The organism is Streptomyces niger, assembly GCF_000718305.1.
Lineage (GTDB): Bacteria > Actinomycetota > Actinomycetes > Streptomycetales > Streptomycetaceae > Streptomyces > Streptomyces niger.
This window is the reverse complement of record NZ_JOFQ01000010.1, coordinates 93672-112345: the sequence shown is the minus strand read 5'-3', so window position 1 is coordinate 112345 and position 18674 is coordinate 93672. Positions and strand designations below refer to the sequence as shown.

Below are 18674 nucleotides of genomic sequence, written 5' to 3'. Positions count from 1 at the left end.
GCCCCTCGACGAGTGTCGAGGGGCCGGAGTCAGTAGCGGGGACAGGATTTGAACCTGCGACCTCTGGGTTATGAGCCCAGCGAGCTACCGAGCTGCTCCACCCCGCGTCGGTGCACACCACCCTACGGCATGCCCCGGCCCAGCACCCAATCGCCACCGCTCACCCCGCCCCGGCGGGGCGCACCTCACCGGGCGACCCGCGCAACCCCCGGCGGTACGTGGCCGATGGCGCGGCCCTGTGGGTCGAGGAGGCGGCCCATGCGTTTGAGGGTGTGGAGGGTCAGTTCGCGTTCGGTCACGCGGAGGTGGGGGAAGCGGCGGCGGATGCGGGTCTCCAGGGCGTGGCACTCGGCCGTCGAGCGGACCCAGGTGGAGAGGAGGAGGTTGGCGGTGCCGGTGACGGCGACGCACAGGCGGGTCTCGCGGAGGGCGGCCAGTGCGGCGCCGGTGGCCGCCAGTTCATCGGCCGGTACCGACAGGCGGTAGGTGGCGATGACGGGCCAGCCGGCGGCGCGTTGGGCGACGTCGCAGCGGAAGTGGACGTCCGGGTGGCGCTGGAGGCGGGCCAGCCGCCGCCGGACGGTGGTCTCGCTCAGCGCGCACTCCCGCGCCAGCTCCGCGCAGGGCCGCCGGCCGTCGCCGCCGAGGGCCCGCAGCAACCGGGCGTCGGCCTCGCCCAGGGGCGGGACGTGCCGGGGGACGTGCCGGGGGGCGGGGTGCTCGTCGCGGGGGGCGAGGCGGCGGCGCTGTTCGCTGTCCAGGGCGTGCACCAGCCAGCCGCTGCCCTCGCGGTAGGTCCGTGACCGGAGGCTCACGCGGACCGCCGAGACGCCGTCCCGTACGCCGTCCGTTCGGCCCAGGCAGTCGGTCACGAAGGCGTCCAGGTCGGTCAGGTCGCGGGCGATGACGTAGAGCAGCAGCTGGTACGGGCCCGCAGTGCGCTCGATGCTGAAGACGTGCGGGGTGGCGCTGAGCCGGGCGCCGACGTCGTGCAGCCGGTCCGGGCGGCAGGCCACGTCGATGTAGGCCACCGGCATGCCCGGCGGCGCCGCGTACGCGGTCATCCAGGCCAGTCCGCCGCGCACGAGCCAGTTCCAGCGGCGGGCCGCCGTGGTGGCGTCGATCCCGACGGCGGCGGCGATCCGCGTCCACGGGGCGCGCGGGGCGACCTGCAGCGCCTCGACGAGCGCCAGGTCCGTCTCGCTCAGGGCGGCGGATTCCGGCGGACGGCGGGGCGCTGTGCCGGAAACCGGCGTGGGGACCACGGAGAACGCCATGGCGTGCATTGTGACCGAACCCGCCGCCCACCCGGTAGAGCAGGAGGATCATGCCGTGCAGCTGCACAGAACCACCCGGATCACCGTGGTGCTGCTCTTCGCCGCCTGGACCGTCGACTACATCGACCGGCTGGTGATCAACCTCGCGCTGCCGTTCATCGGCGAGACGTTCGGGCTCTCGCACGGCGCCCGGGGCCTGATCGTCTCCGCGTTCTTCCTGACCTACGCGCTCTGCCAGATCCCCGGAGGCCTGCTCGCGGACCGTTTCGGCGGCGTACGGATGGCCTCTCTGGCGCTGGTCCTGTGGTCGGTCTGCACCGGACTGACCGCGCTCGCCTGGTCGTTCGCCGCGCTGCTCGTCGTCCGCGCCCTCTTCGGCGCCGCGCAGGGCCTCTTCCCCGGCGCGGCGCTGAACGCGCTGAGCCGGCGCAGCGTGCCCGCGCAGCGCATGACGGCGACCGGCTGGTTGCAGAGCTCCAACGCCGTCGGCGGCCTGCTGGCCTCGGTGCTGGCGTCGGTCCTGCTGTCCGTGTGGAACTGGCGCGCCATGTTCCTGACGGTATGTCTGCTCGGCATCCTGGTGCTGGTGGCGGTGCGGCGCTGGATGCCGGCGCCGCTGCCCGACGCGGACACCGGGGCGGACGCACCGCGGGCGGACGGCGCGGCGCGCGCGGTGCTGCGTTCGCCCGCCATCTGGGGCTTCGCGCTGATGTTCTTCGCGTACGACGTGGTGATCTGGGGACTGAACTCCTGGAGCGGCTCGTACCTGATCGAGGAGCGCGGCCTGGAGGTGGGGGACGCCGGGCTGGTCGTCCTCGGCCCGACCGTCCTGGCGGCGGTCGGCGCGGTGATCGGCGGCAAGCTCTCGGACCGCTTCGAAGGCCGGCCGCGCCGGATCGTCGTCCCCGCCATGGCCGCCGTCGCCGTGCTGCTGTTCCTCCTGCCGCGCACGGCGACCGTCGCCCAGTTCGTGGTCTGCGGCTCCCTGCTGAGCGGGGCCGCCGGCCTGTGCTACCTGCCGTGCTTCTCGGTACCGCTGCGCAGCCTGCCGCCGGGGCTGACCGGGGCCGCCTCCGGCATCGTCCTCTTCGGCGGCCAGCTGTCCGGGATCGTCACCCCGGCCGTCTTCGGCACCGTCGTCGACCACTTCTCCTACGAAGCCGCCTTCACGATGCTCATCGCCGGGCCGGTGCTCGCGCTCGTCGTCGCCCGGTTCGTGCCCCAGACCACGCCGCGTTTCCTCGCGGCGTTCGGCGGCGCGGCCGGCCGGCGGACCGGCGGCCCGGCGTCCGCCCGCCCCGCACCCGACCCGAAGGGATGACCATGACCGCACCCGCCACCGCCGCCGCGACGACGCACCCGAGCCCGCTCGAAGCCGGGCTGGCCGACCACCTGCCGCACTGGCACGAGGTCTACCGCGACCTGCACGCGCACCCCGAACTCGGCTTCGCCGAGCACCGGACGGCCGCCACCGTGGCCGCCGAGCTACGGGGCGCCGGCAGCGGCTGGGAGGTGACCGAAGGCGTCGGCGGGACCGGCGTGGTGGCCGTGCTGCGCAACGGCGAAGGGCCGGTCGTCCTGCTGCGCGCCGACATGGACGCGCTGCCCGTACAGGAGGACACCGGCCTGGACTACGCCTCCACCGAGCCGGGGCGCATGCACTCCTGCGGCCACGACGTCCACGTCACCTGCCTGCTCGGCGCCTGCCGGCAACTCGCCGCGCACCCGGACGCCTGGCGCGGCACGGTCGTGGCCGTCTTCCAGCCCGCCGAGGAGACCGGGCAGGGGGCGCGAGCCGTGCTGGCCGACGGGCTGCTGGAGCGCTTCCCCCGCCCCGAGGTCTGCCTCGGCCAGCACGTGGGGCCCTTCCCGGCCGGGCTGGTGGTGACGCGGCCGGGCCCGCTGATGGCCGCCGCCGACAGCCTGCGGGTCACCCTGTACGGCGCGGGCGGCCACGCCTCCACCCCGCAGTTCTGCGTCGACCCGCTCGTCCTGGCCGCCACGGTCGTGCTGCGGCTCCAGACCTTCGCGGCCCGGCAGGCACCGTACGCGCCCGCGACGATCGTGACCGCCGGGGCGCTGCACTCCGGAACGGCCGCCAACATCATCCCGCACACCGCCGAACTCCTGCTCAGCCTGCGCACCTTCGATCCGGAGGCGCGCGAGGAGGCGTTCGAGGCGATCGGGCGGATCATCCGGACCGAGGCCGAGGGCTTCGGCACCCCGCGGCCGCCGGAGATCACCGCGTACGACCCCTTCCCGCTCACCGTCAACGACCCGGCCGCGACCGGCCGCGTGGTGGCCGCGGCGGAGGCGGCCGGCGCCCCCACCCACCTGCTGCCCGCCCCGTTCGCCGCCAGCGAGGACTTCGGTGCGCTGGGCGCGGCGGCCGGCTGCCCCTCGGTCTTCTGGCACCTCGGCGGCGCCGCGCACGAGCGGTTCGCGGCCGACGACATCGATGCGCTGCGCCGGGGCGTCCTGCCGCCCGGCCTCTCCGCCAACCACTCCCCGCACTACGCTCCCGACCCGGCCCCCACCCTGCCGGCCGGCATCCGTACCCTCCTCGCCGCGGCGGGGGAGTGGCTCGTGCCCGGCGGCGCCTGAGCCGTCAGCCGGCACGGCCGGCCAGGAGCTCCCGCATGCGCTCGGCAGCGCGGACCGCCGCGTCCCCGCAGCAGTTGTTGAAGAGGACGTGGACCTGCTCGGCCCGGTCCGCCATGCGCCGGATGCGGGGCACCCACTCCGCCAGCTCCGACGCCTCGTACGCGTACCGAAAACGGTCCTCCTTGCTGCCGTGGCCCCATGAGGCGCTGCGGCCGTGGAAGCGCACCACCGCCGTGCGCGGCGAGGTGACCGGGGTGACCGGCGGGACGGAGCGGGGCAGCGTCTGCGTCATGTCCACGGCCACGGCCGCCATGCCCAGCTCCGCGAGGAGCGCCGCCGTGCGCTCCGCCCGGTCCCCCTGCCACCAGCCCGGGTGCCGGAACTCGACGGCCACCGGCCACCCTTGGGTGCGCTCCCGACACCGGGCGAGGAACGCCTCCCACCGGGATCCGGGCGCGCACCACGGCGGGAACTGGAACAGCAGCGTGCCGAGCCGGCCGGCCCGCCGCAGCGGCTCCAGGGCCTGCCCGAACCGCGCCCACACCTCGTCGAGCAGTCCCGGATCGGTGTCCCGTACGCCGCCCGGCCGTTCCTGTGCGGGGCGCAGGTCGGGCGGCAGCGACCTCGGCGGCGTGGGGTGCCCGGTCAGCAGCGAGAACGCCTTCACGTCGAAGCGGAAGCCGTCCGGGGTGCGCTCCGCCCACAGTGCGCTGTTCCGCGCGCTGGGCAGTGCGTAGTACGTGGCGTCGACCTCCACGACGGGGAACTGCTCGGCGTAGTACCGCAGTCTGCCCTCCGGGCCCCGCCGGCCCGGCGGATACCACCCGCTGCGCACCAGAGCCCGATCCGTCCACGAACACGTACCGACGGCGATCCCACTCATGCCGCCCGCGTACCCCGTCTCCGGGCGAGCAGCCGTGCGATCGGCCGGCCGGCGGCCCCCGTGACGTGTGCGGCGTCAGCTCCGGATTCGCAGCGATTCCCTGACCCATACACGTGCAGATGCATATGCAAGGTACGGCTGGCCCCGGCCGGCTACCACAGGCCCGTACGGTCATCGCACCGACGGTTGCCGCGGCCGTCCGGCCTCGGTCCGCCGGCCGGCGCCGCCTGCCGCGCGCTGCCGCGTGAACCGCTTGCACACCATGAATCCGGCGGCGGCGACCAGCAGGTACGCCGGTACCAGCAGGACGGCGTCCGCCGTCATGAGCTCGCCGGACCAGCCCGCGCCCCGTGCGTCCCCCTCCAGCAGGATCCGATTGACCGTCAGGAACGTCAGGTGGGCGCCGACGGCGGCCCACAGCGGGGCCCGGTCCATGGCCGTACGGGCCGCGACGAGGGTCAGCCCGAACACCGTGAGCAGGATCAGGTAGTCGGCAGCGGGCTGCCCGCCGGGCGCGAGCCCGACCGGCTGCGGCTCGTCACCGAGCAGCCGGGCGACCCCGGCGCCCACGACGGTCGACGCCCCGGGGACCAGCAGGAAGACGGCCGTGGTGGCAAGTGCGGAGACCGTGCCGCCGAACCGCTCGCGCAGCGCGGTCCAGGCGTAGCCGCGCAGGGCCGTCTCCTCCGGCAGCGCCTCCAGCAGCAGGGCGACCACCGCGTTGGCGGCGAGGAAGCCGGCGAGGGTGCCGAGGTCGGGGCGCGACCAGCGCACCAGCCCGGCGGCCGTGGCGGCGCCCAGCACGAGTGCCGCCGCCGCTGCCGTCACCCCCACGCCCGTCACGAAGGCACGTAGGCCGGCGCGTGGGCCGCCGAACCCGAGCGGGCGTCCGGCGCGGCGCCGCTGCGCGAGCACGAGCAGCGGTACGGCGAGGGCGCTGACCAGTGCGGCCGGCAGCAGCCGGGCCGGCAGCCCGGCGAGTCCGAGGCGGTCGGCGGCGGCCGGCCCGAGAGCGGTGCCGACCCCCAGCGCCGTGGCCATGACGAGCCCGCCGAGGAGTGCCCGTCCCACGGCCCTCGCCGCCGTGCTCGTCGTTGTGTCGCGGTGATCCGTCATGCGTGTTCCCCCAGGTGTGCGTGTGGCGCCCGGCGCCTCTGGCATCCTCACCGCCGTCCCCGGCCACCGGCCTCCTGCGCAGGGCGGATCGTGCCGTACATCCTTCGTCGCCCCCGCCCCGCGGCTCCTCCCCCTAGGGGACGCCCCGTACATCTCCAGGGTGATCGACGGCTCGGCCGTACATCCCGAGAGCGACCGAGATAACCGCAGGTGGAGGGACGTGTGGCCGCTGATCCTGCACATAGCGTCGGTGCTTGACCGACGCAGGTGACCAGGAGGACTCGCGATGTACGGGAAGGCATTCGCTCCGGAGTATCAGGGGGAGCTGGGGGCGGAGTTGAGTGTCAACTCCTCGTACGAGGACGTGCTCGTCGCCGCCCGGCGCGCACGGGGCGCGGCCGACGGGCCGCGGGAGGCGGCCCGCGCCGCGCTCGCGGAGGCGGAGGCCGGCCGGCGGCTCGGACGGGTGGCGGAGGCCGAGACCGCGTGGCGGGCCAGCTACCGCAGCGCGCGGGCCGCGGGGGAGCCCGGCGGCATGGCCTGGGCACTGTGGAGCGGCGGCACGCTCGCCCGCCAGTGCGGCCGGCTCGCGCTCGCGCGCCGGCTGCTCGCGGCCGCCGTCGCGTTCGCGGAGCCGAGCGGCGACCGCCTCGCGCACGGGTACGCGCTGGCCGGGCTCGCCGAGACCGGCCGGATACAGGGGGACTACGAGGCCGTCGCCGAGCTGCACGAGGAGCTGCTCGCGCAGGCCAGGGCGCACGGCGAGGCGCGGCACATGGTGTGGGCGATGTCGGGGATCGCGCAGATGCACCGCAACACCGGCGGCTACGCGAAGGCCCTGGAGCTGTTCGAGGAGTCGGCCGAGGTCGCCGAGCGGGCCGAGGACTGGCGGGGGCTCGCCTGGTCGCTGCGGGGCGTGGCCGACGTGCGGTCCGTGCTGGGGGAGACGGCGGAGGCGCTGCGGCTGCTGAGCCGGGGCGAGGCGCTCTGCCGGGAGCTGGACCTCGCGGGTGCGCTGGCCTACAACCACAAGATGCGCGGCAACGTGCTCTACCGGGCCGGGCGGTACGAGGAGGCGGCCGAGGTCTACGGCGGCGCGCTGACGGAGTTCCGGTCCATGTCCGAGCCGCGGGGCACGGCGCTCTCCCGGCTGGGGCTGGTGAAGTCCCGGGCGCACCTGGGCTGGCCGCGGGACGAGGTGGCCGCCGAGCTGGACGACGTCGAGCGCGAGGTCACCCGGATCGGGCTGCGGCACGCCCGGGACATGGTCAGGTCCTTCCGCGCAGAGCTGTCGGCGGGAAGAACTGCCGTACCGGCTCCCGGTGCCACCACGCACCGGTCTCCCGCAGTTCCCGCCAGGTCGTGAAGCGGTAGCGGTAGAAGAGGGCACGCACGTGGCGGGGCGGCGCGTCCGGGAAGGGGTTGCGGCGCAGCAGGCGCACCGTGTCCCGGTCGTTCTCCAGCAGCCGTTCGAGGAAGGCACCGAACCAGCGGCTCGCGTAGCCCGGTGACAGCGCCGCGAACCACATCAGCCAGTCCAGCCGCAGGTGGTACGGGGCGAACGGGCGCGGCATCCGGCGCACGTCCCCCGGCTTGCCCTTGAAGTCGTACTCCCGCCACTCCGTGGCGTCGGTGAGCACCTCGTCAGCCGTGCCCTCGATGACCACCTCGTGCCGCACGCGGGTGATGGACCCGAAGGCTCCGTACGCGTTGACCAGGTGCAGCGTTTCGAAGGAGGTGTTCATCCGCTGCTTGCGGGAGAGCAGGTTGCGGGCCGGGCGGTAGCTGAGCCAGAGGACGGCCACGGTGAGGGCGAGGACCAGGACCTCGTACCAGAGCGGGGGCGGGGCGAGGTGCGCCGGCTGCCCCGCGAGACCGCCGAGGCCGAGCGCCGAGGCGTCCACGACGGAGACGGCGATCACGATCGTCAGCCAGTTCAGCCAGGCGAAATTGCCCGAGAGGACCAGCCACAGCTGGGTGACGATCATCGCCAGCGCCGCCCAGGTGGCGACCGGCTGCGGCGTGAAGAGGAGCACCGGCGCGAGCAGCTGCGCCACGTGGTTCGCGGCCGTCTCCACCCGGTGCACCGGCTTCGGCAGCCGGTGGAAGAACCAGCTCAGCGGGCCCGGCATCGGCTGCGTCTCGTGGTGGTAGTACAGGCAGGTCAGGTCCCGCCAGCACGGGTCGCCGCGCATCTTGATCAGTCCGGCGCCGAACTCCAGCCGGAACAGCAGCCAGCGCAGCAGCCACAGCACCAGGACGGGCGGCGCGGTGCGCGCGTTGCCCAGGAAGACCGCCAGCGCGCCCGTTTCCAGGAGCAGGGTCTCCCAGCCGAAGCCGTACCAGGTCTGGCCCACGTTGACGATCGAGAGATACATCGCCCACAGCACGGCCCACCACACCATCGACGCCCACAGCGGCACGGCGTCCGCGGCGCCGGCCAGCACGGCCGCCGACAGCAGCGCGCCCGCCCACGCCCAGCCCGCGAAGAACCGGTCCGAGAAGCGCCAGTGGAAGACCGAGGGGGCCTTGCGGAACGGCACCCGGCGCACGAAGTCCGGCACCGGCGTCATCCCGCGTTCCCCGATCAGCGCCCTGAACTGCAACGCCGCCGCGACGAACGCGAGCACGTACAGCGCGGCCAGGGCCCGCTGGAAGACCAGCCGGCCCAGCCAGTACTCCGGTGCCGGGAACCACTCCACACGCCTATCCGTAGCATCGGCGCGCGCCTGCTGCCCACCGTGCGGCGCCCGTGTCGCCGAGCGGGCGGAGCCCCGGGCTCCGCGGCACGGGCGCGGGCACCCGGCCGCGTGGCTGAAACGGGCCGTACGGGGGCGGTTTCTCCGTCCTGTGACCCTATCGACGGTAATTGCCGCGCGGCGGGGCACTCGTGTCGTTAGGCTGGGCGACGACGGACTACCTGTCTGGGGAGATGCCGACATCCTCGGCCCGTCGCGGGATGCGCCACGAACCATGGCCGAACTCCCGGTTGTGACACACGGCGCCACCGCGTCAGTACCTCATCCCGTTGGCTAAGGAGTGCGTGGTGGCACCGGAACAAACGATCAGCAAGCAGCCCCGACCGAAGCAGGGCGAGCGCCAAGGGCGCATCCGGGAGGTCCGCAACCTGGAGGTCTGGAGCCGCTGCGCCCCGGTCCACCTGGCCGGCTGCGACGACGAGTCCGCGACCGAGCAGCACATCTTCCGCGGCATCGACTGACGCGTACGGCCGGCCGGGTGACCCGGCCGGCACCCCTTCGGGCCGTCGCCTACGGACGACGGCCCAGCAGGCAGAGCAGCCGGGTCTGGTCATCGGCACCCGGCGGCGGCTCGATCGCCGGAGCGAACATCCCCGACTTGCTCAGCTCCGCCGCGTACGGCTCGACCTCGCGCAGCGCCTGGCTCACCAGCTCGCCCGGCAGCTCCTCCGACGCGCCGATCGCCCGTGACAGGTCCCAGGCGTGCACCACCGCGTCCATCGTCATCTGACTGCAGTACGGGGCGGCGCCGCTCGTGCCGTACGAGAGGTGGACCTGCCGGTCCAGGGCGCCGGGCTCGCTGAACGCCGCGACCGCGGCGACCGCCGCGCGGTCCCAGGTCCCCACCGGATCCTCGCCCAGCACATCGCCGTCGAACTGGTCGCCGACCTCCTCCATGGTGGCCCCGTCCCGTACCAGCCGCGGCACCCACAGCTGCTCGGCGGTGAGGTGGTTCACCAGGTCGCGGACCGTCCAGTCGGTGTCCGGCGTCGGCGCGTCCCACTGGTCGTCGCGCACGGCGTGGACGCGGTCCCCGAACAGGTCGATGGCCTCGCCGTGCCGGCGCAGAATGTTGTCGGTCTCCATGCCTCCTCAGCATAGGAGCGATGCTCCCCCGGCGGCCCTCCGACGCGCGCCCGTCCTGGCCGGGCGCCTCACTGACGTGCCGTCAGCACTCTGGTCAATCTTCCGTACGGCCGGTTTGATGTGCGCGAGCCGAACATCATTGGAGGCTGCATGGATCTCGCGTCTGCACCCGCCGCCATCCGCTCCGCCGGCCACGAACGCCCCTATCCGCTCTTCCAGGACCGGGCCGCCCGCATCGCCACGGGACTGCGCGCCCTCGGACTCGCGCCGGGTGACCGGATCGCGGTGGTAATGCGCAACGAACCGGCCTATCTCGAAGTCACCACGGGTGCCGCCCAGGCGGGCGTCTCCGCGGTCCCCGTCAACTGGCATTTCCGCCACGACGACCTGGCGCACGTCCTCTCCGACAGCGGCAGCCGCGCCGTCTTCGTCCACTCCGACATGCTGCCCGCCGTCACCGCCCACCTGCCGGCCGGCGTGCGGGTCATCGAGGCGCCCGTCCCCGCGGGCACCGCCGCCGCCTGCGGCTTCGACGCGCCCCCGGTCAGCGGGGCGTACCCGGTCCTGGACGACTGGCTGGCCGGGTACCCGCCGCTGGCCGATCCGGTGCCCGACCGCCCCTCCACCGTGATCTACAGCTCCGGCACCACGGGGCGCCCCAAGGGCGTGCTGCGCGAGCCCGTTCCGGCCGCCGCGCTGCCCGAGGCGGTGGCGAGCTTCCTCTCCTACTTCGCCGTCCGGCCCGGCGGCCGCACCATGATCCCGGCACCGCTGTACCACGCCTCACCCAGTCAGCACGCGGTCCTCGCGGTCGCCTGCGGCCTGGACATCACGCTCATGCCGCGCTTCGACGCCGAGGAGTTCCTGCGCCTGATCGAGGCCCACCGCGTCGAGAACGTCCAGGTCGTACCGACCATGCTGGTGCGCCTGCTGCGGCTGCCGAAGGAGGTGCGCGAGCGGTACGACCTGTCCTCGCTGACCTCGGTCGTGCACGCGGCCGCGCCGTGCCCGCCGCACGTCAAGCACGCGATGATCGACTGGCTCGGGCCGATCCTCCGCGAGTACTACGGAGGCAGCGAGACCGGCGCCGTGACCTGGTGCGACAGCGAACAGTGGCTGGCCCACCCCGGCACGGTCGGGCACCCGGAGGGCACCTGCGGGGTGGCCGTGCTCGGGCCCGACGGCCGGGTGCTGCCACCCGGCGAGACCGGCGAGATCTATCTCAGACCGGCCGACACCTGGCCGCGCTTCACCTACCTCGGCGACCCCGCCAAGCGCACCGCGATGGAGTCCGCGGCGCTCCCCGGCTACGTCACCATCGGCGACATCGGCCACCTCGACGAGGACGGCTACCTCTACCTCAGCGACCGCCTCAACGACATGGTCATCTCCGGCGGGGTCAACATCTACCCGGCCGAGATCGAGGGGTGCCTGCTGTCGCTCGACGGCGTCCGGGACGCCGCGGTGTTCGGCATACCGGACGCCGAGTACGGGGAGGCGCTGGCAGCCCACGTGCAGGCCGATCCCGGCGCGGGGCTCACCGCCGACGACGTGCGTGCCCACGTGGCGGCCCGGCTGGCCAAGTACAAGGTCCCCGGGACCGTCGTCTTCGAGGCGGCGCTGCCCCGCGACCCGTCCGGGAAGCTCTTCAAGCGCCGGCTGCGGGAGCCCTACTGGGAGGGTCGCGACACCAAGATCTGAGCGCAATTGCCCTTCCGCCGACGGGAGTTGGCGTGCCATTCTGTGCGCCACATCAGTGAACACCGTTCACATGCGTGACTCGCGTGGCTTCCGTCGGCGGAAAGGGCGTAGGCATGACACACCTCGGGCACTCCGGACGACACGTGGGACGGCGCCGCCTGCTCGCCGCCGGCGCCGCACTCGCCGCCGTACCGGCGCTCCCCGCCACCGCCCGCGCCGCGGCGCCCGGCACCCCGCCCGGGCGGCTGCCTTCCGGAGCCGAGATCGTCGCCGTGCTGCGCCGGGTCGCCGACCACTGGATCGGCGCGCACGCCGACCCCGGCGACAACCAGTGGGCCCGCGCCACGTTCTTCAGCGGGCTGCTGGACCTGTACCGGCTCACCCGCGAATCGCGCTACCTCGACTACGCGCGCGGCTGGGCCGAGGGCCACGACTACGCACTGCACAGCGGAGTCACCACCCGCCACGCCGACGACCACTGCGCAGGCCAGGCCTACCTCGACCTGTACGAACTGGAGCCGGAGCAGGCGAAGATCGCCGCCATCGAGGACTCCCTGCACCGCATGGTCTTCACCGACCGGCCGGAGAAGAACGACGACTGGTGGTGGGACGACGCGCTCCACATGGCCATGCCGCCGTTCGCCCGAATAGGCGGGCTGCGTGCCGAACCCGCCTACTGGGACAAGCTGCACGCGCTCTACACGCACACCAAGTCGGCGGAGGGCGGCCCCGGGCTGTACGACCCGCGGACCGGCCTCTGGTACCGCGACAAGCGTTTCCTGCCGGGTGGGATCCTCTCGCCGGACGGCAAGCCGGTCGTGTGGTCGCGCGGCAACGGCTGGGTGGCCGGCGGCCACGCCAAGATCCTCAAGACGCTGCCGGCCGGGGCGCGCCACGTACCGGAGTACCGCGCCGCGCTGGTGCGGGAGTTGGCCGCACTCCGCGGTGTCCAGCGCGCCGACGGGTTCTGGAACGTGAACCTGGCCGACCCCGCGCACCTCCCGGGCCCCGAGACCAGCGGCACCTCCTTCTTCGTGTACGCCACCGCCTACGCGCTCCGCGCCCGGCTCGTCCCGCGCGACCGGTACCTCCCGGTGGCGGCCCGCGCCTGGCACGGCCTGGTCACCACGGCGGTTCATCCCGACGGTTTCCTCGGCTACGTCCAGGGCGTCGGCGACCGCCCCGAGTCGAGCCAGCCGGTCGGCCCGGACACCACGGCCGACTTCGGCGTGGGCGCCTTCCTGCACGCGGGCTGCGCACTGGCGGCACTGGCCGGCTGAGCGGCGGCCCGCTCCCGGTCAGCGCGGGGCGAGGGCGTCTTCGAGGAGGTCGGCGAGCAGCGCGGCGCCGGAGCCGGCCGGGTCGAGGTCCGGGTCGTAGATGGTGAGGTTGAGGCCGACGCACCGCTCCGACCGCACGAAGGTGCGCAGCAGGGTGGCGAGTTCGTCGGGCAGCAGGCCGCCGGGGTCGGGGCTGTCGACGGCGGGCATGACGGACGGGTCCAGCACGTCCGCGTCCAGGTGCACCCAGAAGCCCTCGGTCACGGGCGCTTCGAGGGTCCGCAGGACCGCGCCCGCCAGCTCCTCGGCGCCCCACTCGCGGATCTCGCCCACCGTCGCGTTCATAATCTTCAACTCGGCGAGCTCGGCCCGCTCGGTGTCGTAGTCCCGGATGCCGAGCACCCGTACGTCCTCGTCCTTGAGGTACGGCCGCAGCCCTTCGAGGTCCGTCAGGTCCCGCTGGCCGCGGCCGGTCGCGAGGGCCAGCTCCTCGCCGCCGGCCGCGCCGACGTGGTCGGCGTTGCCCGGATGCCGGAAGTCCGCGGAGCCGTCGAGGACAGCGATGCCGTACCGGCCGATGCGGCGCAGCGCGAGCGAGGCGCCGAGCTGGATGGAGCAGTCGCCGCCCAGCACGACCGGGAAGTCCCCGGCCCGGACGTGGTGTTCGATGCGGTCCGCGAGCTTGCGGGTGTACGCGGCGAGGGCAGCGGCGTGGAACACGCCGTCGCCCGGCCGCCAGCCGCCGCGGTCGTAACGGGGCGGCACGACGACGCCGCCCTCGTACGCGCCGAGCCGCTGCACCAGCCGCTGTTCGCGCAGCGCGCCCGCGAGCTTGTAGCACCCGGGCACGGTGCCTTCGGCGGGCGGCCGGAGGCCGAGGTTGGACGGGGCGTCGAGGACCACGATGCGGCGCATCCGGTCATTGTGGCCGGGCGGGGCGGCGGGGGCCACCTGTTTCGCCCCGCCCGGGGCCTCGCCGCCGGCGCGTCAGGCGGCCTTGTCCGGGACGATCTGCAGCTTGCGGCCCGTGCCACGCTTGAAGGTCTCCAGCGCCTCGGCGTACTCGTCCAGCGCGAACCGGTGGGTGATCATCGTCTCGGAGTCGATGACGCCCTTGCCGAGCAGCTCCACCGCGCGCCCGTAGCTGTGCAGGATCGCCATGGAGCCGACGATGCGGATCTCGTCGTTGTAGATCCGGAACGGCGAGAACTGCGCCATCTCCTGGTCGGGCGCGCAGCCGAACTGCTGGAACGTGCCGCCGCGGATCGGCCGGGTCAGCCCGTCCTCGATCGCCTTGACGTTGCCGGTGCAGTCCGTGACGACCTGCCAGCCCAGCCGGGGGCCCGCCAGATCGTCGGCGCTGGTGGCCACCTGGTCGGCGCCCAGTTTCTTCGCCACCTCCAGCCGGTCGGCGTTGATGTCCACGACGGACACCGAACCGGCCCCGGCGCGCCGGGCGACCTGCATGTAGAGCAGGCCCATGGTGCCCGCGCCGTAGATCAGGAAGTGGTCGCCGAGCTTGGGGTCGACGATGTCGAAGCCGCGCACGATCGTCGACAGCGGTTCGATGAGCGGGGCGTGCCGCAGCTCGACGGTCTCGGGGAGCCGGTAGCAGTTCCGGGCGGGGACCTTCACGTACTCGGCGGCGGCGCCGTCCACGGTGATGCCGATCGTGCCCCACTGCTCGCATAGGTTGCCCCGGCCGATGGCGCAGAAGTGACAGGCCCCGCAGTAGATCGCCGGGTCGGCGGCGATCTTGTCACCCGCCGCGAAGTCGGTGACGCCCTCGCCCACGGCGACGACCTCGCCGGAGAACTCGTGCCCCGGAATCACCGGGTACTTGGTCGGCCCGAACTCGCCCGCCAGCATGTGTACGTCCGTACCGCACAGCCCGGCGGCCGTGACCTTGACGACGACCTCGCCGCTGCCGGGCGTCGGGTCCGGCACGGTGGTCACGGACAGCTTGTTCGGTTCCTCGATGACTACTGCGCGCATGGTGCTGTCACCTTTCGGCTCAGGGTCGGTGCGGGACGGTTCAGGCGACCAGGTTGCGGGTCTCGACCTGCTTGATCTTCTCCACCTTGGGCGCCGAGCCGCCGCCGGCGAAGTCGGAGACCAGCCAGTGGTCCAGGCAGACCAGCGCGGCGTGCACGCCCATGGTGCGGCTGCCGAAGCAGGCGATCTGCGCGTCGTTGGACTTGCGGGCCCGCTCGGCGCTGTAGCTGTCCGGGATCTGGGCCGCGCGGATGCCGGGCACCTTGTTGGCGGCGATGGCCATGCCGATGCCGGTGCCGCAGACCAGGACGGCGCGCTCGTGCTCCCCGTCGGCGACGCTGCGCGCGACCCGCTCGGCCACGTCCGGGTAGTCCTCGCCGGGCGTCGCGCTGAGGTCGGTGACCGGGTAGCCGAGGTCCTTGAGGTGCGCGATCATCGCGTCCTTCATCTCGAACGCGGCGTCGTCGCAGCCGATGGCGATGCGGTAGGTCATGGCGGTCTCCCTGGAAGTGGATCAGACGGGTGCGATCTCGTCGAGGACGCGGCGCAGGCCCTCGGTGTCGTGGGCGAGCCGGCCGAGGAAGAGGCCGTCGACCGGGCCGGCGGAGAGCTGCTCGTACGTGCCGGGCCCGGCCGTCCCGCCGTAGATCAGCCGGCCGCGTACGTCGTGGTCGTCCAGGCAGGCGCGGATCGCGGCGGCCACGGCCAGGACGTGCGCGGCGGGCGCGGGGTCGGCGGCGCCGATCGCCCAGACCGGCTCGTAGGCGATGACGACCTCGCTGCCGGGCACGGCGCCCGCGAGCGCCGCCCGGACCTGCCCGACCGTCTCCTCGACGGCCGCCGCGAGGTCGGCGCCGTCCCGCTCGCCCGCGCAGACGACGGGGACCAGCCCCGCGGCGGTGGCGGCGCGGGTCTTGGCGCGTACGACGTCGTCGGTCTCGCCGAAGTGCGCCCGCCGCTCGGCGTGCCCCACCTCCACGTACGCGGCACCGGCCTCGGTGAGCATCCCCGCGGAGACCTCGCCGGTCCACGGCCCGGACTCGGCCCAGTGCACGTCCTGCGCGCCGAACGCCACGCCGGTACCGGCCAGCAGCTCCCGGGCGTCGGCCAGCGCCGGGAAGGAGGGGAGGACGAAGAGGTCGACGGCGCGTGCGCCGAGCGCGGCGGTACCGGCCAGCGCGGCGACGTCCGCGAGCCACTTCCGGGTCTCGGCGAGACCGAAGTAGAGCTTCAGCGAGACACCGACCACGGGGCGGCGGAGGTCAGGAATCACGTCGTTCATGATGCTTAGAACAAAAGCACATGTGAACTTCTCAAATCAAGACGTGAACTTCACGAGATCGGTGTTATTTCGGCCGGTCGCGTGTTCCGGGCCGAGGGATGTCCCGAGGTGTGGAATAGGTGCGAGGCCGGTACGGTTGGGCGGGTATAGTTCATTATTCAACTACCACGGTCCAGTGACCGCAGGAACGTACGGAGGCGGGCACCATGCAGTTCGGGATCTTCACCGTCGGCGACGTCACCACCGACCCCACGACGGGCCGGACGCCGACCGAGCACGAGCGGATCAAGGCGATGCTCGCCATCGCGCTGAAGGCCGAGGAGGTCGGCCTGGACGTCTTCGCCACCGGCGAGCACCACAACCCGCCCTTCGTGCCGTCCTCGCCGACCACCATGCTCGGCTACATCGCCGCGCGGACCGAGCGGCTGATCCTCTCCACCTCCACCACGCTGATCACCACCAACGACCCGGTGAAGATCGCCGAGGACTTCGCGATGCTCCAGCACATCGCCGACGGCCGGGTGGACGTGATGATGGGCCGCGGCAACACCGGCCCGGTCTACCCCTGGTTCGGCCAGGACATCCGCCAGGGCATCCCGCTCGCCATCGAGAACTACGCCCTGCTGCACAAGCTGTGGCGCGAGGACGTGGTCGACTGGGAGGGCAAGTTCCGCACCCCGCTGCAGGGCTTCACCGCCACGCCCCGCCCGCTGGACGGCGTGCCGCCCTTCGTGTGGCACGGCTCCATCCGCAGCCCCGAGATCGCCGAGCAGGCCGCGTACTACGGTGACGGCTTCTTCGCCAACAACATCTTCTGGCCCAAGCACCACTTCCAGCGGCTGATCCGGCTCTACCGGCACCGCTACGCGCAGTACGGGCACGGCACCCCCGAGCAGGCGATGGTCGGCCTCGGCGGCCAGGTGTTCATGCGGAAGAACTCCCAGGACGCGGTCCGCGAGTTCCGCCCGTACTTCGACAACGCGCCGGTCTACGGGCACGGCCCCTCCCTGGAGGAGTTCACCGAGCAGACCCCGCTGACCGTCGGCAGCCCGCAGCAGGTCATCGAGAAGACCCTCGAATTCCGCGACTACTTCGGCGACTACCAGCGCCAGCTGTTCCTGATGGACCACGCGGGCCTGCCCCTGAAGACCGTCCTGGAGCAGCTCGACATGCTCGGCGAAGAGGTCGTCCCCGTACTCCGCAAGGAGTTCGCGAAGAACCGCCCGGCCGAAGTGCCGGAGGGTCCCACGCACGCAGCCCGCGTCGCCGCGCGCGACGCCGCGGCCCTGGAGGAGGTGGCGGAATGAAGCCCCTGACGATCGTGGCCGTCTCGGCCGGCCTGGGTGTGCCCTCGTCCACCCGCCTGCTCGCCGACCGGCTGGCCGAGGCCACCCGGCAGCGCGCGGCGGACGGCACGGCCCGGCCGGTGGAGGTCCGCGTGATCGAACTGCGCGACCTGGCCACCGACATCGCGCACAACATGGTGACCGGCTTCCCCTCGCCCGCGCTGGGCGAGGCGATCGAAGCGGTGACGGCGGCGGACGGGCTCATCGCCGTCACGCCGATCTTCACCGCCTCCTACAGCGGCCTGTTCAAGTCCTTCTTCGACGTCATCGACCACACCGCACTCACCGGCAAGCCCGTACTGATCGCAGCCACCGGCGGCACCGCACGGCACTCGCTCGCCCTGGAGCACGCGCTGCGCCCGCTCTTCGCGTACCTGCGCGCGATGGTCGTACCGACCGCGGTGTACGCCGCGTCCGAGGACTGGGGCACGGGCGGCAGCGGCCCCGGCGGCGCGCTCACGGAACGCGTCGAACGGGCGGCGGAGGAACTGGCCGGCCTGGTGCGCGGCAGCACGGGCACCCCGGCGACGCACGGGGCCGATGACCTCGATGACGTCGTGCCGTTCGCTGAGCAGCTGGCCGCCCTGCGGGCGGGCTGAGCCCGGCGCTGGGCCGGTCACCCCTGCCAGAGACGCCGCAGTGCCGCATTCACCGGCCCGGGCCGGTCGCGCTGCGGGGCGTGGCCCGCGTCGTCCACCCGCAGGTGACGCGCGCCGAGCGCGTCGGCCAGCTGTTCGCCGTAGCCGGGCGGGGTCGGGTGGACGCAGCCGCGGCGCGCGTCGTACGGGCCGCCGGGCGCACCGTTGACGACCAGCTTGGGCCAGGCGGCGGTGAGCAGTGTGGCGGGGCGGACGCGCGGGTCCAGGGGCGCGGACCGAGGGGGCGCGCCGTGGAGTCCGCCCGGGGTGGCCCGCACGGCGCAGGGCTCGATCAGGGTGAGCGAGCGTACGGCGTGCGGGGCCGTCGCCGCCGCGTACAGGGCAGCCGTCGCACCCGTGCAATGACCCACCAAGTGGGCCCCGTAGCCGAGGAGTTCGGCGATACGGGGCCCGTCCCCGGTGCCGGTCGCGGGCCCTGCCGCCTCCAGCCGGAAGAGCTCGGCCAGCGCTCGCTGCCCCGCGAAAACCTCCGCCCCCGAGGCGAGCGGCCCGTACACGAGGACGACACGCGGCGCACCGGGCATCGCCTCGTCCCAGACCGTGACCACCGGGAGCTTGCGTCTCATGCGCGGTCAGCATACAAGTGCCCACGGGGGCCAGGGCAGCTTCGCGGCCTTGAGTGCGGCCGGTCCTACGGCGAAGATCAGCACAGCGAACAGTGGGCCTGCCAGCGCGGCCCAGAGGCG

At 73.5% G+C, this 18674-nt stretch carries 18 protein-coding genes and 1 tRNA gene; 8 read left to right on the top strand and 11 right to left on the bottom strand.

Translation table 11 applies throughout. The annotated features are described in order from the left end of the window. Positions 1-33: 33 nt before the first annotated feature. Both IF20_RS20720 and IF20_RS20715 read right to left on the bottom strand, forming a co-directional pair. A tRNA-Met gene (locus tag IF20_RS20720) sits at positions 34-107 on the bottom strand. A gap of 78 nt (positions 108-185) precedes the next feature. Beyond that, positions 186-1277 carry an Lrp/AsnC family transcriptional regulator gene (locus tag IF20_RS20715; protein ID WP_052866820.1) on the bottom strand — a complete coding sequence of 364 codons (1092 nt, stop codon included), beginning with the start codon at positions 1275-1277 and terminating at the stop codon, positions 186-188. A gap of 55 nt (positions 1278-1332) precedes the next feature. Here IF20_RS20715 and IF20_RS20710 point away from each other — a divergent pair, with 55 nt between their 5' ends. Together IF20_RS20710 and IF20_RS20705 are read left to right on the top strand one after the other, a co-directional pair. After that, positions 1333-2598: an MFS transporter gene (locus IF20_RS20710; protein WP_234426753.1), complete on the top strand. Its 1266-nt coding sequence runs from the start codon at positions 1333-1335 to the stop codon at positions 2596-2598. Between the two features lie 2 nt (positions 2599-2600). Beyond that, complete coding sequence (locus tag IF20_RS20705; protein WP_199896685.1) at positions 2601-3881, top strand: amidohydrolase; 1281 nt, start codon at positions 2601-2603, stop codon at positions 3879-3881. 4 nt (positions 3882-3885) lie between these two features. Here IF20_RS20705 and IF20_RS20700 read toward each other — a convergent pair whose 3' ends face one another. Together IF20_RS20700 and IF20_RS20695 are read right to left on the bottom strand one after the other, a co-directional pair. Then, positions 3886-4764, bottom strand: a complete 879-nt coding sequence (locus IF20_RS20700; protein WP_052866750.1) for a DUF72 domain-containing protein — start codon at positions 4762-4764, stop codon at positions 3886-3888. Positions 4765-4935: 171 nt separating this feature from the next. Further along, positions 4936-5880 carry a CPBP family glutamic-type intramembrane protease gene (locus IF20_RS20695; protein WP_052866749.1) on the bottom strand — a complete coding sequence of 315 codons (945 nt, stop codon included), beginning with the start codon at positions 5878-5880 and terminating at the stop codon, positions 4936-4938. A 286-nt stretch (positions 5881-6166) separates the two neighbouring features. Here IF20_RS20695 and IF20_RS20690 point away from each other — a divergent pair, with 286 nt between their 5' ends. Further along, positions 6167-7246, top strand: coding sequence for a tetratricopeptide repeat protein (locus IF20_RS20690; protein ID WP_052866748.1), 1080 nt, complete (start codon positions 6167-6169; stop codon positions 7244-7246). Here the strand turns inward: IF20_RS20690 and IF20_RS20685 are convergent. Beyond that, positions 7149-8582 (bottom strand): lipase maturation factor family protein, encoded by a 1434-nt coding sequence (locus tag IF20_RS20685; RefSeq protein WP_052866747.1) that lies wholly within the window; start codon positions 8580-8582, stop codon positions 7149-7151. The two genes, IF20_RS20690 and IF20_RS20685, sit on opposite strands and share 98 nt — an antisense overlap. A 344-nt stretch (positions 8583-8926) precedes the next feature. Here IF20_RS20685 and IF20_RS39280 point away from each other — a divergent pair, with 344 nt between their 5' ends. Then, a complete protein-coding gene (locus IF20_RS39280; protein WP_199896694.1) occupies positions 8927-9100 on the top strand; it encodes a hypothetical protein in 174 nt (57 codons plus the stop codon). Positions 9101-9149: 49 nt separating this feature from the next. Here IF20_RS39280 and IF20_RS20680 read toward each other — a convergent pair whose 3' ends face one another. Then, positions 9150-9725 (bottom strand): TIGR03086 family metal-binding protein, encoded by a 576-nt coding sequence (locus IF20_RS20680; RefSeq protein WP_052866746.1) that lies wholly within the window; start codon positions 9723-9725, stop codon positions 9150-9152. Positions 9726-9875: 150 nt separating this feature from the next. Here IF20_RS20680 and IF20_RS20675 point away from each other — a divergent pair, with 150 nt between their 5' ends. Both IF20_RS20675 and IF20_RS20670 read left to right on the top strand, forming a co-directional pair. Further along, positions 9876-11426 (top strand): AMP-binding protein, encoded by a 1551-nt coding sequence (locus tag IF20_RS20675; protein WP_052866745.1) that lies wholly within the window; start codon positions 9876-9878, stop codon positions 11424-11426. A 113-nt stretch (positions 11427-11539) separates the two neighbouring features. Beyond that, positions 11540-12706, top strand: coding sequence for a glycoside hydrolase family 88 protein (locus IF20_RS20670; protein WP_110944376.1), 1167 nt, complete (start codon positions 11540-11542; stop codon positions 12704-12706). 18 nt (positions 12707-12724) lie between these two features. On the opposite strand, the gene IF20_RS20665 is transcribed toward IF20_RS20670, so the two are convergent. From IF20_RS20665 to IF20_RS20650, 4 genes are all read right to left on the bottom strand, one after another. Then, on the bottom strand, positions 12725-13621 hold the full coding sequence (locus tag IF20_RS20665; RefSeq protein ID WP_052866743.1) for an arginase family protein: 897 nt from the start codon (positions 13619-13621) through the stop codon (positions 12725-12727). A 72-nt stretch (positions 13622-13693) separates the two neighbouring features. Continuing rightward, positions 13694-14701, bottom strand: coding sequence for a zinc-dependent alcohol dehydrogenase family protein (locus IF20_RS20660; protein WP_052866742.1), 1008 nt, complete (start codon positions 14699-14701; stop codon positions 13694-13696). Positions 14702-14741: 40 nt separating this feature from the next. Beyond that, positions 14742-15194 (bottom strand): RpiB/LacA/LacB family sugar-phosphate isomerase, encoded by a 453-nt coding sequence (locus tag IF20_RS20655; RefSeq protein WP_052866741.1) that lies wholly within the window; start codon positions 15192-15194, stop codon positions 14742-14744. A gap of 21 nt (positions 15195-15215) precedes the next feature. Continuing rightward, on the bottom strand, positions 15216-15974 hold the full coding sequence (locus IF20_RS20650; protein WP_234426752.1) for a triose-phosphate isomerase family protein: 759 nt from the start codon (positions 15972-15974) through the stop codon (positions 15216-15218). Positions 15975-16189: 215 nt separating this feature from the next. On the opposite strand from IF20_RS20650, the gene IF20_RS20645 reads away from it, so the two are divergent. Both IF20_RS20645 and IF20_RS20640 read left to right on the top strand, forming a co-directional pair. Then, a complete protein-coding gene (locus tag IF20_RS20645; protein ID WP_052866739.1) occupies positions 16190-17290 on the top strand; it encodes an LLM class flavin-dependent oxidoreductase in 1101 nt (366 codons plus the stop codon). Beyond that, entirely contained in the window at positions 17287-17928 is a 642-nt protein-coding gene (locus tag IF20_RS20640; protein WP_052866738.1) for an FMN reductase, read from the top strand. The genes IF20_RS20645 and IF20_RS20640 overlap by 4 nt, the downstream gene beginning before the upstream one ends. A 17-nt stretch (positions 17929-17945) precedes the next feature. Here IF20_RS20640 and IF20_RS20635 read toward each other — a convergent pair whose 3' ends face one another. Continuing rightward, entirely contained in the window at positions 17946-18554 is a 609-nt protein-coding gene (locus tag IF20_RS20635; protein ID WP_110944375.1) for an alpha/beta fold hydrolase, read from the bottom strand. Positions 18555-18674: the final 120 nt, after the last annotated feature.